The sequence below is a fragment of the Streptomyces sp. NPDC002790 genome (genome assembly GCF_040295505.1).
In the GTDB taxonomy this organism is placed as follows: domain Bacteria; phylum Actinomycetota; class Actinomycetes; order Streptomycetales; family Streptomycetaceae; genus Streptomyces.
Window position 1 is genome coordinate 12,179 of record NZ_JBEOVM010000050.1, and the last position, 16,094, is coordinate 28,272.

The following is a 16,094-nucleotide window of genomic DNA, read 5'->3' on the forward strand; positions in this document are numbered from 1 at the left end:
CCTCTGCTCAAATCCAGATCGATGAACGGAACGTACACTTCAGCACCGCTTTTCGGCCACCTAGATTTCTTCCGACCGGTGGGTGCGGGTACGGGCGGATGTCCCCGACACCCCAGGAGCCCCGACGGACCCAAACGGTCCGACAGGGCTCCGCAGCCGGACACCCCCTGCACGACACGCCACCGAGGTGGACCAAAGGAGGACGCCCCATGGCCGTCGACTACGTAGTGATCGTCGTATACCTGGCCGGAATGCTCGCGATGGGCTGGTGGGGCATGCGCCGCGCCAAGTCCAAGAGCGACTTCCTGGTCGCAGGGCGGCGCCTCGGTCCCGCCATGTACTCCGGGACCATGGCCGCTGTCGTGCTCGGTGGCGCCTCCACCATCGGTGGCGTCGGCCTCGGCTACCAGTACGGCCTGTCGGGCGCCTGGATGGTGTTCACCATCGGCCTCGGCATCCTCGCCCTGTCGCTCTTCTTCTCGGCGCGCATCGCCCGCCTGAAGGTCTACACGGTCTCCGAGATGCTCGACCTGCGCTACGGCGGCGGCCGCGCCGGGATGATCTCCGGCATCGTGATGTGGGCGTACACGCTGATGCTCGTCGTCACGTCCACCATCGCGTACGCGACGATCTTCGACGTCCTCTTCGACGTGCCGCGCACCCTCGCCATCGTCGTCGGCGGCACCATCGTCGTCGCCTACTCGACGCTCGGCGGCATGTGGTCGATCACGATCACCGACATGGTGCAGTTCGTCGTGAAGACGATCGGTGTGCTGCTGATCCTGCTGCCGGTTGCGATCGTCAAGGCCGGCGGCTTCAGCGAGATGAAGGCGCAGTTGCCCACCGAGTACTTCGACCCGCTGGGCATCGGAGGCGAGACGATCTTCACGTACGTGCTGATCTACACGTTCGGCATGCTCATCGGTCAGGACATCTGGCAGCGCGTCTTCACCGCCCGGGGCGACAAGGTGGCCCGCTGGGGCGGCACCTTCTCCGGCGCCTACTGCCTGGTCTACGCGATCGCCGGCGCGGTGATCGGCACCGCCGCCAAGGTTCTCTACCCGACCGGTCTCGGGACCGCCGACGAGGCGTTCGCCCGGATCGTCAAGGACGAACTGCCCGTCGGTGTCCGCGGACTCGTCCTCGCCGCCGCGCTCGCCGCCGTCATGTCGACGTCCTCCGGAGCGCTCATCGCCTGCGCCACCGTCGCCAACAACGACATCTGGAAGCGGTTGCGCGGCGTCAAGGCCGAATCGTCCGGGGCGGACGAACACGACGAGGTCAAGGGCAACCGGATGTTCATCCTCGGCCTCGGCATCGTCGCGATCGTCATCTCGATCCTCCTCAACAACGTCGTCGAGGCGCTGACCGTCGCCTACAACCTGCTCGTCGGCGGGCTGCTCGTGCCCATCCTCGGCGGACTGCTCTGGAAGCGCGGCAACGTCAGCGGCGCCCTCGCCTCCGTCACCGTCGGCGGCCTCACCGTCATCGGCGGGATGTGGCGCTACGGCATCCTCGCCAACGAGCCCGTGTACTACGGCCTGGTCGCGTCGCTCGTCGTCTACGTGATCGGGTCCCTGGCCACTCGGCCCACCGACGCCGCCGTCCTCGCCAACTGGCGCGAGCGGCTTGCCGGACGCGGCGCCGAGGAGCCCGAGCCGGCTCCCGCCGCCGCGGCGCAGTAATCCCGTACGAACCCTGTACGCACTCGTAGGAAAGAAGGCATGCGCGCAATGAACAGCAACGAGACGCCCCGCGTACCCAACGGCCCCGCCGGAGCCGTCGGACCGGTCGACTCCTCCCGCGTCCCGCGCTACGCGGGCCCGGCGACGTTCGCCCGCCTGCCCCGGCTCGACGAGGTGGACGCCGCCGACGTGGCGGTCGTCGGCGTCCCCTTCGACACCGGAGTCTCCTACCGGCCCGGCGCCCGCTTCGGCGGCAACGCGATCCGCGAGGCCTCCCGCCTCCTGCGCCCCTACAACCCGGCGCAGGACGCGTCCCCGTTCGCGCTCGCGCAGGTCGCGGACGCCGGTGACATCGCCGCCAACCCGTTCAACATCAACGAGGCCGTCGACACGATCGAGGCCGCCGCCGATGATCTTCTGGGGTCGGGCGCGCGGATGATGACCCTGGGCGGCGACCACACCATCGCGCTGCCGCTGCTCCGCTCGGTCGCGAAGAAGCACGGCCCGGTCGCCCTGCTCCACTTCGACGCGCACCTCGACACGTGGGACACGTACTTCGGCGCCGAGTACACGCACGGCACGCCGTTCCGCCGCGCTGTGGAAGAGGGCATCCTCGACACCTCCGCCCTCAGCCACGTCGGCACGCGCGGCCCGCTCTACGGCCGCTCCGACCTCACGGAGGACGAGAAGCTCGGCTTCGGCATCGTCACTTCCGCCGACGTCTACCGGCGCGGCGCCGACGAGGTCGCCGACCAGCTCCGCCAGCGCATCGGCGACCGCCCGCTGTACATCTCCATCGACATCGACTGCCTCGACCCGGCCCACGCGCCCGGCACGGGTACGCCGGAGGCGGGCGGCATGACCTCCCGCGAGCTCCTGGAGATCCTCCGCGGCCTTTCTTCGTGCAACCTGGTATCCGCGGACGTCGTCGAGGTGGCGCCCGCGTACGACCACGCGGAGATCACGTCCGTCGCCGCCTCGCACACCGCGTACGAGCTGACGACGATCATGTCCCGCCAGATCGCGGAAGCACGCGCGTAAGACATACGCGCTCAGAAGGAGACGGGCACCAAGTGACGCACGACCACGACCTGCTGCATTCCCCCGGGGGATAACCCCCGGACCCCCAGCCGGACAAGCAGGCCGGCCGGTCTTGAGTCGTCGCTGACGCAGAGGACCCGGACCATACCGGCACGGACCGCGGAGACACTGGACACATGACGCACGACCACGACCTTGAGCTGACGCCCACCCCCGAGCAGATCGCGGCGGCGCTCAACCCGCCCGCCGGGCGCAACGGCGGTGACCTCGTCGTCGAGACCCTGCACGGTCTCGGCGCGGCGACCGTCTTCGGGCTGCCGGGGCAGCACGCGCTCGGCATGTTCGACGCGCTGCGCCGGTCGTCGCTCAGGTACGTGGGGCTGCGCGTCGAGAACAACGCCGGGTTCGCGGCGGACGCGTACGGCCGGGTCACGGGAGAGGTGGCGCCGCTGCTCCTCTCCACCGGGCCCGGTTCGCTGATGTCGCTCGCCGCGCTCCAGGAGGCGGCGGCCGCCTCGGCCCCCGTGCTCGCCATCGGCAGCCAGATCCCGGTCGCGGGCCTCGGCGGCGGTCGCCACGGCTACCTGCACGAACTCCGTTACCAGCAGGCCTCGTTCCGCGACGTGGTCAAGTCCGTCCACACCGTGCGTACGCAGTCCCAGATCCCGTCGGCGATCGCCGCGGCCTGGGAATCGGCGCTGAGCGCCCCGCACGGCCCGGTGTGGGTGGAGATCCCGCAGGACGTGCTCCTCGCGGAGACGACGCTTCCGGTCGTCACGGCGGTGGACGCCACCCCGCGCGAACTCGTCCCGCGGCCCGAACTCACCGCCGTGGCCGCCGACCTGCTCGCGCGCGCCGAACGCCCGGCGATCATCGCGGGCGGCGGCGTCGTCCGCGCCGACGCGACCGGCAAGCTCCGCGCGCTCGCCGAACGCGTCAACGCCCCCGTCGTCTCCACCTTCGGCGGCAAGGGCGCCTTCCCCTGGGAGCACGCCCTCTCCCTCCAGTCCTGGATGGAGGACCGGCACACGACGGACTTCCTGGAGGACGCGGACGTCCTGCTGGTCGTCGGCTCGGGCCTAGGTGAACTCTCCTCGAACTACCACACGTTCAAGCCCCGCGGCCGCGTCATCCAGATCGAGGCCGACCCCGGAAAGCTGGAGTCCAACCACCCGGCCCTCGGCATCCACGCGGATGCCAGGCTCGCGCTCCAGGCGCTGGTCGAGACGGTGGCGGAGCGCCCGGACGACTCTGCTCCGCAGCGGGTGGCCAAGGTCCTCGCGGCCGTACGGGAACGTATCGACGCGCAGGAACTCACCCTGGAACAACAGGTGTTGGCGTCCGTCCGCGAGGCGCTCCCGGCCGCGTCCCCGTCCTTCTGGGACATGACGATCCTCGCGTACTGGGCGTGGTCCGCGTGGCCGGGAGCCATGCACTCGGCGCAGGGCGCGGGCGGCCTCGGCTACGGGTTCCCGGCGGCGCTCGGCGCGGCGGTGGCCGACCCGACGACACCGGTCCTCGCGGTGTCGGGAGACGGCGGCGCGCTGTACTCCATCGCGGAACTCGCCACGGCCCGCCAGCACGACCTCGACGTCACCTGGCTCATCGTCGACGACGGCGGCTACGGCATCCTCCGCGAATACATGACGGACGCCTTCGGCGAGCCCACCGCGACGGAACTGACCCGCCCCGACTTCGTGGCCCTCGCCGAGTCCTTCGGCGTCCCCGGGGTGCGCACCACCCCGGAGACACTCGGCGCCGACCTGGCGGAGGCGTTCGCGGCGCCGGGGCCGCGCGTGGTGGTGCTCCCGGCGGTGCTGCGGATGTTCGCGCCTACGCATCTGGGCTGACGCGGACGACCGCGCCTACCAGATCGACCCGACCCACTCCGGGTGGTCGATGAACGGGTTGCGGTTGTGCTGGTACGAGTCGTAGATGACCTCGTTGCGGTTCTGCTCGAAGGCGTCCGGCGGGTCCTCGTCGCTCCAGGTCTTCAGGACGGACAGTTTGCCGATGTTGGGTGCGCTGCCGTTGTCCACGGAGTCGTTGGGTTCGAGGTCGGCGAAGGAGTCGTCGCCTTCGTAACGGACCGCCATGTAGAGGATCATGCGCGCCACGTCGCCCTTGACGGCGTCGCGCGGCTCGAACGAGTCGTCGTCGGTGAGGCTGCCGCCGCCGTTGTCGACTGCGCTGCCGCCGTCGTCGAAGTCCTTGTTGCCGCGGATCGAGTTGACCGTGACGTCCTCCGGGCGGAGGTGGTGCAGATCCGTGCCGGGGCCCGTCGCGGTGCCGAAGTCGCCGTGCGACTTGGCCCAGACGTGCTCGCGGTTCCAGTCGCCGCTGTCGCCGCCGTTGGCGGACTTCGCGCGGGAGGTGCCGCTGTACAGCAGGATCACGTTGGAGCTGTTGGCCGGGTCCTGGTCGGTGGTCTTCAGGGCGTCCCAGACGGCGTCGTAGGAGAGCTTCGTCTGGTCGCTGATGATCGTGTGCAGCGCGCTCTTGAGCTCGGTGCCGGTCTTGCCTTCCGCGTCCTGGTAGTACGTGTCGTCGTACGCGGTGGAGGTGGAGGCAGCGGGTGGGGTCGCCGTCGCTGTCGCCGCGGGGAGGGCGAAAGCGGCGAGTACGGCCGCGGTGGTGAGGGCGACGGTGCGTATGTGGATTCCGGGCATGTGGGGTGTCCGTCCGTTCTACGCGGGTTGATTGGTGGAACGGAGCGTGACATGAACACGTATGGATTGGGTGAATGCGAAGCGTCGATCGTGTGACGACAAGGGCCCCTGACTGGTTGTCAGGGGCCCTTGCTGTGGGTGGAGTTGCGGGGTCAGTTCACGTCGGACGGGTCCAGGCGGTACAGCGACTGGGAGTCGGAGGACTTGGAGGAGTCGGACGAGCTCTTGCTGTACTCGCTCGACTTCACCGCCGTGCCGTGCTTCTTCACCCAGGCGTTGACCGCGGTGCTGGCTTCGTTGCCGCCGCCCATGCCACCGCCGCCCATGCCGCTTCCGCTGACCTGGATGTAGTGCAGCTGACCGCTCTTGACCAGCTTCTTGAGCTTGGCGACGGTCATGCCGCCGTCGGAGCCCGTGAAGCCCCACATGGAGATGACGGGCTTCTTGGTGCTCAGGATGACCGACGCGGCGGACTGCGAATTGGACACCGCGAGCAGCCACTTGGCGCCGTCCTGGTGCTTCTCCAGGTACTTGATCATGGAGCTGTCGACATTGCCGCCCATGCCGCCACCACCGCCGCCGGGCATGCCGCCCTTGGTACCGGAGGAACCGCCCTTGCCGCTGGACGTGCCGTCGCTCTTCTGCGAGCCGCTGCCGGACTTGCCACCGCCGGGCATCTGACCGCCGCCGGGGCCGCCGCTGTCGCCGCTGCCGCGCGGGGGCGTGCCGCCGCCCGGCATCTCGCCGCGGCCCTGGCCCGAACCGCCGCCCGGCATCTCGCCGTTGCCCTGGCCCGAACCGCTGCCTTGCTTGCCGCCGCTGGGCATCTCGCCGCCCCCGGGGAACCCGCCCCGGCCGCCGCCACCGCCCCCACCGGGACCGCCCATGCCGCCGCCCGTCGAAGGCCCGGCCGTCGGGTTGGACCCGCCCATGCCGCCGCCCGCTCCGGACCCGAACGGCACCGAGAAGGCGTACGCCGCGGGGCCCGCCACCGACGCGACGACCGCCGCCGCCACGGCCACCGCGAGCAGCCGCAGCCGCCTCCCCGTCGACGTACGGAAGACGAGCAGACCCGCGATCGCGAGCGCCATGACGAGCGCGATCACCGGCCACAGCCAGCCGTTCCAGCCGGACGCACGGCGCAGCAGCACCGCCGACCAGATCCCGGTCACCGCGAGCGCGACCGGCAGCACCCACGCCCACCGCTTGTCGTCGCGGAAGGCGCGCCACAGCATCACGCCGCCACCGCCGCACAGCGCCGCGATGCCGGGGGCTACCGCGGTCGTGTAGTACGGGTGCATGGTGCCTTCGGCCGTGGCGAAGGTGACGTAGTGCAGGAGCAGCCAGCCGCCCCACAGCACGAGAGCCGCGCGGGTGAGGTCGGTGCGCGGGGCGCGGCCGCGCAGCACCAGGCCGCCGACCAGCGCGATCGCCGCGAAGGGGATCAGCCAGGAGATCTGGCCGCCGAGCGTGTCGTTGAAGAGCCGGCCAAGGCCCGCTGTGCCGGAGAAGCCGCCGCCTCCGCCACCGCCCCCGCCGTTGCCCTCGCCGCCGAGGATCCGGCCGAAGCCGTTGTAGCCCATGATCAGGTCCCAGGCGGTGCCGTCCGTCGAGCCGCCGATGTACGGGCGCTCGGACGCGGGGATCAGGGAGACGGCCGTCGCCCACCAGAAGCTGGAGACCGCGAGGACGAGCGCCGCGAGCACCAGGTTCCGGGCCTTCTTCGCCCAGCCCAGCTGCGACGCGTACAGGTACACGGCGAAGACGACCGGCAGCGCGATGTAGCCCTGGAGCATCTTGGTGTTGAACGCGAGCCCGAAGCAGACCGCCGAGCCGAGCAGCGGGAGCAGCTTGCCGTTGCGGGTGGCGCGCAGCGCGAGGGCCGCGCCACTGACCATCAGGAGCACCAGGATGGTGTCCGGGTTGTTGTCCCGGTTGATGGCGACGGTGATCGGGGTGAGGGCGAGGACCAGGGCGGCGACGGTCGCCGCCACGTGGCCCCACACCCGCTTCACGGAGGAGTGCAGGACCCAGATCGAGCCGAGCCCGGCCGCGACCTGCGGCAGCATCATCTGCCAGGTGCCGAAGCCGAAGATCCGGCTGGACAGGCTCATCACCATCGTGGCGAACGGCGGCTTGTCCACGGTCATGAAGTTGCCGGCGTCGATGGATCCGAAGAACCAGGCCTTCCAGCTCTGCGTGCCGCTGTAGATCGCGGCGCTGTAGAAGCTGTTGAGGCTGTTCGACGAGAGGTTCCAGGAGTACAGCACCCCGGCGACCACGAGGATCGCGAGCAGCGCAGGCAGCGACCAGCGCGGCGTGCGGCGCTCGGCCGGCGGATCCACCGGTGGCGGGGGTGCGGGTGCGTCGGAATGCGTATCGGTCATGGAGGTCACCAGTGCACGGTGCACGGCCACGGTGGGGGCGGGCTGTGATGAGGCTGGGCGTCACCTGTGCATGTCACCGAGCACCTCGTCGTTCAGCGAGGGACGCCCGCACCGATGCCCGCATCGTTCACGGAAAGTCCGCCCGGCCGTCGCCGCCCACGCCATACCGTGCCCCCATGTCGCGCAGATCAGCACGCTCCGTACTCGCCACCGTCGCCCTCTCCGCCGCCGCCTCCCTGACGGCTCTCCCGGCCCCGGCACACGCCGACTCGCCCGCCCCGACGGGGAATTGCGCCCCGTCCGTGACGGTCACCGGCTACTCCGACGCCCTCGACAAGACGACGTACGACGGCACCTTCGTCGGCAACATCTCCGCGCTCGCCACCGACCGGGGCGGAAGGATCGCCGCGCTCTCCGACCGCTCGTCCCTGTTCACCCTGGACGGGCGGACGCTCGCGCCCCGCTCCGTCGCGCCGCTCGCCGACGAGAAGGGCGCCGCGCTCGACTCCGAGGGCCTGGCCGTCGACCGTGACGGCACGTACCTCGTCACGTCCGAGACCGAGCCCTCGATCCGCCGCTACGACCGCTCGGGCGCCCACATCCTCGACCGGCTGCCCGTCCCGGCCGCGCTGCTGAGCCGGGCCCGCGCCAACGCCACGTTCGAGGGACTGACCCTGCTGCCCGGCGGCCGCACCCTCCTCGCCTCCATGGAGTCCCCGCTCACCGGCGACACCGTCAACCGGCTCCAGACCTGGCGGCGCACGCCCACAGGCCACTTCACCCCCGCCGCCCAGTACGGCTACCGCGCCGACGCGAACCTCGGCATCTCCGAGGTCACCGCCGCCCCCGACGGCCGCCTCCTCGTCCTGGAACGCGGCTTCACCAGCGGCGTCGGCAACACGATCCGGCTGTACGAAGCCGATCTCCGCGGCGCCACCGACACCTCGGACCTCGACACCATCGGCGACGACACCCGCCTCGCCCACAAGAGGCTCCTTGCCGACCTGGCGGACTGCCCGTCCCTCGGCGCGCCCTCCCACCAGCCCCAGACCAACCCGCTGCTCGACAACATCGAGGCGATGACCGTGACGGGCCGCGGGCCGCACGGCGCCCTCCGCCTGCTCCTCGCCAGCGACGACAACCAGAGCGCGAACCAGATCACCCGGTTCTACTCGCTGCGGATCGCGCCGCGGATTGTTGCGGCGGGATGAAATCCGCTCCCGGTCGCGTTGGCCCTCACGGCAGAGCAGCAGGTGAGACGTGGAGGCGAAAGCGTGGCGGAACAACGGGGCTGGGCGAAACGACTCGCGGGGTACGCATGGCGTCATCCCAAGGACGTCGTCCTCGCGCTCGGGGCCTCGCTCGGCGGCATGGGCGTCATGGCGCTCGTCCCGCTGATCACGAAGGTGATCATCGACGACGTGATCGGGAACCACTCCCGGTCCATGGCGACGTGGGCGGGCGTGCTCATCGGCGCGGCCGTCGTCGTCTACGTCCTCGCGTTCGTCCGCCGCTACTACGGGGGCCGGCTCGCCCTCGACGTCCAGCACGACCTGCGTACGGAGATGTACGGGTCGATCACCCGGCTCGACGGCCGGCGCCAGGACGAGCTGTCGACCGGGCAGGTCGTGGGGCGCGCCACCAGTGACCTCCAGCTGATCCAGGGCCTGCTCTTCATGCTCCCGATGACCATCGGGAACGTCCTGCTCTTCCTCATCTCCCTGGTGATCATGGCGTGGCTGTCGCCGCCGCTGACCCTGGTCGCGCTCGCCGTCGCCCCCGCCATCTGGTTCATCGCCAAGCGCAGCCGCACCCGGCTGCACCCCGCCACCTGGTACGCGCAGGCGCAGGCCGCCGCCGTGGCCGGGGTCGTCGACGGGTCCGTCAGTGGCGTCCGCGTCGTGAAGGGGTTCGGGCAGGAGGAGCAGGAGACCGGGAAGCTCAAGACGGTCGGCCGCAGGCTCTTCGCGGGACGGCTCCGCACCGTCCGGCTGAACTCGAAGTACACCCCCGCGCTCCAGGCCGTGCCCGCCCTCGGGCAGGTCGCGATGCTGGCCCTCGGCGGCTGGCTCGCCGTGCACGGAGAGGTCACGCTCGGCACGTTCGTCGCGTTCTCCTCGTACCTCGCCCAGCTCGTCGGTCCCGTACGGATGCTCGCGGTCGTCCTCACCGTCGGGCAGCAGGCGCGGGCGGGTGTCGAGCGCGTCCTCGAACTCATCGACACCGAGCCCTCGCTGACCGACGGCACGAAGGAGCTTCCCGCGGACGCCCCCGCGACCGTCGAGTTCGACGACGTGTCCTTCGCGTACGCGGACGCCGAGGACCGCCCCGTCCTCAACGGCCTCTCCTTCGGGATCAGGGCCGGTGAGACCCTCGCCGTCGTCGGCTCGTCCGGCTCCGGCAAGTCCACCGTCTCGCTGCTGCTCCCGCGCTTCTACGACGTCACGCACGGCGCCGTCCTCGTCGGCGGGCACGACGTGCGCGAGCTGACGACGGCGTCGCTGCGCGCCGCGATCGGGCTCGTCCCGGAGGACTCGTTCCTGTTCTCCGACACCGTCGGCGCCAACATCGCGTACGGCTTCCCGGACGCGACGCAGGAGCAGATCGAGACGGCCGCGCGCGCCGCGCAGGCCCACGGCTTCATCAGCGCGCTGCCCGACGGCTACGACACCACGGTCGGCGAACACGGCCTCACCCTCTCCGGCGGCCAGCGCCAGCGCGTCGCGCTCGCCCGCGCCATCCTCACCGACCCCCGCCTCCTCGTCCTCGACGACGCGACGTCCGCCGTCGACGCCCGCGTCGAGCACGAGATCCACGAGGCGCTCGCGCACGTGATGGCGGGCCGTACGACGCTGCTCATCGCGCACCGCCGCTCCACCCTCGGCCTCGCCGACCGGATCGCCGTCCTCGACGGCGGGCGGCTCGCCGCGATCGGCACGCACGAGGAGCTGGAGGCAGGATCGCCGCTGTACCGGCGCCTGCTCACCGACCCCGACGAGTTGGGCGGAGTGTCACCGGGACACACCCCGCCCGTCGCGGGGGAGCCGGTGGAGGACACCTCCGTACGGGACGAACTCGACGCCGAGTTCGACGCCGAGCGCGGCGTCACCCCCAGGCTGTGGACGGGCGACCGCGAGCCGCGGGACGCCGCGCTCGCCGGGTCGCCCGCGACGCCGGAACTCCTCGCGCAGGTCGACGCGCTGCCACCGGCCACCGACACCCCCGACGTCGACGAGACGCGGGCCGTCACGGCCGAGGAGTCGTACGGGCTTCGTCGCCTGCTGCGCGGATTCCGGGCGCCGCTGCTGATCAGCCTCGCGCTCGTCGCCGTCGACGCGGGCATGGGCCTGCTGCTGCCGATCCTCATCCGGCACGGCATCGACGAGGGCGTCTCGCAGCTCGCGATCGGCGCGGTGTGGGCGGCGGCCGGGCTCGGCCTCGTCGCCGTGCTCGTGCAGTGGGCCGCGCAGTTCGGCGAGACGCGGATGACGGGACGTACCGGCGAGCGAGTGCTCTACTCGCTCCGGCTCAAGATCTTCTCCCAGCTCCAGCGGCTCGGACTCGACTTCTACGAGCGGGAGTTGACGGGTCGCATCATGACCCGCATGACCACCGACGTCGACGCGCTCTCGACGTTCCTGCAAACCGGGCTCGTCACCGCGTTCGTCTCCCTCGTCACGTTCTTCGGCATCATGGTCGCGCTCCTCGTGATCGACGTACAGCTCGCGCTGGTCGTCTTCGCGACGCTGCCGCCGCTGATCGTCGGGACGTTCTTCTTCCGGCGCTCCAGCGTCAAGGCGTACGAGCTGGCGCGCGAGCGGATCTCCGTCGTGAACGCCGACCTCCAGGAGACGGTGGCCGGGCTGCGGATCGTGCAGGCCTTCCGGCGTGAGCGGGACGGCAGCGCGAAGTTCGCCGCGGGCAGCGCCAGTTACCGCAAGGCGCGGATCCGCGGCCAGTGGCTGATCTCCGTGTACTTCCCGTTCGTGCAGCTCCTGTCGGCGGTGGCGACCGCGGCCGTCCTCGCGGTGGGCGCGCACCGGGTCGACGCGGGCACCCTGACGACGGGCGCACTGGTCGCGTATCTCCTCTACATCGACCTGTTCTTCGCGCCCGTGCAGCAGCTCTCCCAGGTCTTCGACGGCTACCAGCAGGCCACCGTCTCGCTCGGCCGCATCCAGGAACTGCTGCGCGAGCCGACGTCGACGAAGAACGCCGAACGCCCCCGCGAGGTGCCGTCGCTGCGCGGCGAGATCGCCTTCGAGGACGTGGACTTCGCGTACGGGTCCGCCGACAAGCCGGAGGTCGCCCTGAGCGATGTGGACCTGCGCATCCCCGCCGGGCAGACCGTCGCGTTCGTCGGCGAGACCGGCGCGGGCAAGTCGACCCTCGTCAAGCTCGTCGCCCGGTTCTACGACCCGACGGGGGGCCGGGTCACCGCCGACGGCATCGACCTGCGCGAACTCGACCTCACCGGCTACCGGCACCGGCTCGGCGTCGTCCCGCAGGAGGCCTACCTCTTCCCCGGCACGGTCCGCGACGCGATCGCCTACGGCCGGCCCGGCGCGAGCGACGCCGAGGTGGAGGCGGCGGCGCGGGCCGTCGGCGCGCACGAGATGATCGCGACGCTCGACGGCGGCTACCTCCACGAGGTCGCGGAGCGGGGCCGCAACCTCTCCGCCGGGCAGCGGCAGTTGATCGCCCTGGCCCGCGCCGAACTCGTCGACCCGGACATCCTCCTGCTCGACGAGGCGACCGCCGCCCTCGACCTCGCCACCGAGGCCCAGGTCAACCAGGCCACGGACCGCATCTCCGGAAAGCGCACCACCCTGGTCGTCGCCCACCGCCTGACGACGGCGGCCCGCGCGGACCGGGTGGTCGTCATGGACGACGGCCGGGTCGCGGAGGACGGCACGCACGACGAACTGCTGCAACTGGACGGGAAGTACGCGGCGCTGTGGCGGACGTTCCTGGGGGAGCCGGTGGCGGCCGACGAGGTCAGCTCTTCGACGTGAGGCACGCAACCGCCGGCCGGTCTGGTGCGTCAGTTCACCAGTACGCTGGTGCGGATGTGACGGGAGGGGCTGTGGTGCGCGGACGAGGGCTCGGTGAAGGCGGCATACGTACGCCGCGCGCGCCCCGCGGGGTGCTCGCGCCGGCCCTGTCCGTACTGGTCGCCGCGGCCCTGCTGGTCCTCGCGGGCCCCACGGTCACCGGCGTTCAGGCCGCCTCGCTGTGCGGGGGACACAATGCGCGCACGCTGCACTTCGAGACGGGCCGCACGGTCGTCTACAAGAACAGCGGCTACGTCTGCGCCGTCACCTACGCCAAGCGCACCGGCGCCCGCCGCACCATGTCCGTGAGCGTCCAGGCCCGCGGCAACCGGGCCGTCGTCGACAAGGGCCGCTACAGCCGGCACGCGGGCCCGATCACCGTGCACGCAGGGCACCGCTGCGTCCGAGTGAAGGGCTCCGTGGGCGCGAAGTCGGTGCGCAGCGGCTGGATCCTGTGCTGAACGGGGCTCCGGGTGCGGTTGCGGTGTTCGGCCGCGGCCCTCACACCGTGACCGCGCAGCCCACCGGTTTGCTGCCGCCCAGGGTCACGTAGAGCGAGGTCGACGGCGGGCACGCCGAGCGGGACAGGACTGCCGTGAGCACCCGGTACCGCGGGGCGTCCCGGTCCGTGCCTGCGCAGGCCGTCTCGCGGACCTGGCCCTTGCCCGCCGCCGTGAGGCAGTCGCCGACGATCGTGCGGGGGCCGCCGCCGCGACCCGGGTCGCCGGGGTGCGGGGGAGCCAGATTGCGCATGCAGGCGTAGCCGCGGTCCACGGCCCCGTCGCCGTTCTCGTCGGCCGCGGGCCGCCTCTCGCTGATGTGCAGCACGAAGTCGGTGCGGGCGGGGCACGCGGGCCCGTCCGACGTCTCCCCGTCGTGCCGGGCGACGACCCGTGCCACGGCCCGCTCGCTGCGGCACGGCACCTCGTTGAACGACGCGCGCCCGCGCGAACTGCACTCGTCCACGGCGAGGAACACCGCCCCGTACCCGGAGGACGCGCGCGAGGACGGCCGGTCAACGGAAGCGCCCGGGGAGCCCTGACACCCGGCGAGCGCGAGTACGAGCGTGAGCGCCAGTACCGGCACCGCGCACACCCCACCGACCCACCGCCCAAACATGGCAAAACCCCCCGACGTCCCCGCCCAGCGTGGCCCGTGGCGACGGGCGCACGCCAGGTGTGCGGGGGGCTTTGCGCCAGTTGGCGGTGGCGTGCGCCGATCGCGGCGTACGCCCGCTACGGACGGGTCAGTACGACAGCCCGTAGCCGATCGGGTAGAGGACCTGCGCAGGGTCGTCGGCCTTCTGTACGGGCACCGGCAGCTTCCCGCGCGGGTCCGCCTTCCCCGCCAACACCCGTACGGCGGCCCGCAGTTCGACATCGATCCACGAGTACGCCGCCACATGCGCGTCGGCGGCGGCCAGTTGGGCGACGTCGTACGGGTTGCGCATGGACAGCGTCACGACCGGCACCCCGGTCTCCGCCACCGCGTTCACCAGCGACTGCTGCGCGCTGCCCGCGGCGACGTTGTACGTGCCGATGACCACGGCGTCCTTGCCCTTCGCCGCCGCGACGGCCTGCGCGATCGTCGCCTGGGTGGGCGTCGTGCCGGTCGCCAACACCGTTGCGGTGAAGCCCAGTTCGGTGAACGCCGAGCCGATCGCGGTGGTCGGCGGGCCGTCGCTGAGGGACGGGGAGGCGGGGTTGGCGCCGAGTACGAGCACGTTCTTGTGCGTACGCCGGGACAGCGGCAGCAGCCCCTTCTTGTTGACCAGGAGCGTCGTCGTGCGCTCGGCGATCCGGTCGGCCGTGGCGAGGTGCGCGGGGGTGCCGACGGTGCGGTCGACGCCCGACTGAGGGACGTAGGGCTCCTTGAAGAGCCCCAGCTTCGACTTCAGACGCAGCACGCGCAGGATCGACTCGTCGAGCCGCGCCTCGGTCAGCTCGCCGCTCCTGACGGCGTCGAGGACCCCGTTCCAGGCGACGGACAGCGTCGGCGGGTTGAGCAGCTGGTCGACGCCGGCCTTGAGGGCCAGTACGGGCACGCGGTCGTCGCCGTACTTGTCGCGGACGCCCTGCATGCCGAGCGAGTCGGTCACCACGACGCCGTCGTAGCCGAGTTGCTCGCGCAGGATGCCGGTGAGGATGGGGCGGGAGAGCGTCGCCGGGTCCTCGCTCGGGTCGAGCGCCGGGACGACGATGTGGGCCGTCATGATCGAGTCGATGCCGGCCGCGATCGCCGCCTTGAACGGCGGCGCGTCCAACTGCTCCCACTGCTCACGGGTGTGGCTGATGTACGGGATCCCGGTGTGGCTGTCCGTCGCTGTGTCCCCGTGTCCGGGGAAGTGCTTGGCGGTCGAGGCGATGTGCGACGACTGGTAGCCCTTGACCTGCGCCGCCACGAGGCCCGCGACGGCCTTCGGGTCCGCGCCGAAGGAGCGTACGCCGATGACGGGGTTGGCCGGGTTGACGTTGACGTCGGCGTCGGGCGCGTAGTCCTGCCGGATGCCGATGGCGCGCAGCTCGGCGCCCGCGATCTGCCCTGCCCTGCGCGCGTCCTCCCGGGAGCCGCTCGCGCCGAACGCCATCGCGCCGGGGAGCAGGGTGGCGGGCTTGCCGACGCGGGCGACGATGCCGTGCTCCTGGTCGGTGGAGATCAACAGCGGTATACGGGACGGCTGTTGGAGCCCCACCTTCTGTATCCCGTTGCTGAGGTCGGCTATCTGGTGCGGGTCGCGGACGTTGTGCGCCCACGCGAAGTAGATGATGCCGCCGAGCTTGTACGTGTCGATGAGCTCGGCGGCGGTGCGGACGCCGATCTCCTCGAGGTTGGCGTCGATGTCGGCCTGGTCGGGGGCGGTGGCCGAGTGGCCGTACACCCGCATCACGAAGAGCTGGCCGACCTTCTCCTCCAGGGACATCCCGGAGATGATCTTCCTGAGGGCCTGCTCGGAGGCGGGGGTGGCCCCCGCGGCACCCGCGGCCCGTGCAGTGGTGGCGCTGAGGCCGACCGCCGTGGTGCCGATGGTGGCGGCGGCGAGCACGGTACGTCTGGACAGTGGCACGATCGCTCCTTCCGGAGGAGGCGCGGACCCTGAAAATAACTTCCGCGCGCAACGAGTATCCGGAAAATTACTGCCAGTCAAGAGGCTGTGTAGGTGCGGGAGTTGGGTGGCGGGCCCTTGGGGAGGGGGCCGCCACCGGCACTTTGGAGGGGGCGCACCGGTGGCGGCGACACTGCCGGCCGCAGGCGGCGGAG

Annotated in this window: 10 protein-coding genes; 6 read left to right on the top strand and 4 right to left on the bottom strand. The window is 71.4% G+C overall.

The window, feature by feature from the left end; translation table 11 throughout:
* Nucleotides 1–209 precede the first annotated feature (209 nt).
* The 3 genes from ABT004_RS21855 to ABT004_RS21865 all read left to right on the top strand — a co-directional run bounded on the left by ABT004_RS21855 (nt 210) and on the right by ABT004_RS21865 (nt 4,576).
* Entirely contained in the window at nt 210–1,685 is a 1,476-nt protein-coding gene (locus ABT004_RS21855) for a sodium:solute symporter family protein (protein ID WP_351339387.1), read from the top strand.
* Between the two features lie 48 nt (nt 1,686–1,733).
* A complete protein-coding gene (speB, locus tag ABT004_RS21860) occupies nt 1,734–2,726 on the top strand; it encodes an agmatinase (protein WP_351339434.1) in 993 nt (330 codons plus the stop codon).
* A gap of 176 nt (nt 2,727–2,902) precedes the next feature.
* A complete protein-coding gene (locus tag ABT004_RS21865) occupies nt 2,903–4,576 on the top strand; it encodes a thiamine pyrophosphate-binding protein (protein ID WP_351339390.1) in 1,674 nt (557 codons plus the stop codon).
* A gap of 15 nt (nt 4,577–4,591) precedes the next feature.
* On the opposite strand, the gene ABT004_RS21870 is transcribed toward ABT004_RS21865, so the two are convergent.
* Nucleotides 4,592–5,395: an endonuclease I family protein gene (locus ABT004_RS21870; protein ID WP_351339392.1), complete on the bottom strand. Its 804-nt coding sequence runs from the start codon at nt 5,393–5,395 to the stop codon at nt 4,592–4,594.
* Between the two features lie 152 nt (nt 5,396–5,547).
* Nucleotides 5,548–7,791 carry an ArnT family glycosyltransferase gene (locus tag ABT004_RS21875; protein WP_451191504.1) on the bottom strand — a complete coding sequence of 748 codons (2,244 nt, stop codon included), beginning with the start codon at nt 7,789–7,791 and terminating at the stop codon, nt 5,548–5,550.
* A gap of 167 nt (nt 7,792–7,958) precedes the next feature.
* Between ABT004_RS21875 and ABT004_RS21880 the strand changes: the two genes are divergently transcribed.
* From ABT004_RS21880 to ABT004_RS21890, 3 genes are all read left to right on the top strand, one after another.
* Entirely contained in the window at nt 7,959–8,993 is a 1,035-nt protein-coding gene (locus ABT004_RS21880; RefSeq protein WP_351339397.1) for an esterase-like activity of phytase family protein, read from the top strand.
* 63 nt (nt 8,994–9,056) lie between these two features.
* Nucleotides 9,057–12,797, top strand: coding sequence for an ABC transporter ATP-binding protein (locus ABT004_RS21885; protein WP_351339400.1), 3,741 nt, complete (start codon nt 9,057–9,059; stop codon nt 12,795–12,797).
* Nucleotides 12,798–12,871: 74 nt separating this feature from the next.
* Entirely contained in the window at nt 12,872–13,297 is a 426-nt protein-coding gene (locus ABT004_RS21890) for a hypothetical protein (RefSeq protein WP_351339436.1), read from the top strand.
* Between the two features lie 40 nt (nt 13,298–13,337).
* Here ABT004_RS21890 and ABT004_RS21895 read toward each other — a convergent pair whose 3' ends face one another.
* Nucleotides 13,338–13,955, bottom strand: coding sequence for a hypothetical protein (locus tag ABT004_RS21895; RefSeq protein ID WP_351339402.1), 618 nt, complete (start codon nt 13,953–13,955; stop codon nt 13,338–13,340).
* Nucleotides 13,956–14,082: 127 nt separating this feature from the next.
* Entirely contained in the window at nt 14,083–15,903 is a 1,821-nt protein-coding gene (locus ABT004_RS21900; RefSeq protein WP_451191559.1) for a glycoside hydrolase family 3 protein, read from the bottom strand.
* Between the last annotated feature and the right edge of the window lie 191 nt (nt 15,904–16,094).

Excerpts from the sequence above, each read along its gene's own strand:
- ABT004_RS21855 (WP_351339387.1), top strand. The coding sequence starts at position 210 with ATGGCCGTCGACTACGTAGTGATCGTCGTATACCTGGCCGGAATGCTC.
- speB (WP_351339434.1), top strand. The coding sequence starts at position 1,734 with ATGAACAGCAACGAGACGCCCCGCGTACCCAACGGCCCCGCCGGAGCC.
- ABT004_RS21865 (WP_351339390.1), top strand. The coding sequence starts at position 2,903 with ATGACGCACGACCACGACCTTGAGCTGACGCCCACCCCCGAGCAGATC.
- ABT004_RS21870 (WP_351339392.1), bottom strand. The coding sequence starts at position 5,395 with ATGCCCGGAATCCACATACGCACCGTCGCCCTCACCACCGCGGCCGTA.
- ABT004_RS21880 (WP_351339397.1), top strand. The coding sequence starts at position 7,959 with ATGTCGCGCAGATCAGCACGCTCCGTACTCGCCACCGTCGCCCTCTCC.
- ABT004_RS21895 (WP_351339402.1), bottom strand. The coding sequence starts at position 13,955 with ATGTTTGGGCGGTGGGTCGGTGGGGTGTGCGCGGTGCCGGTACTGGCG.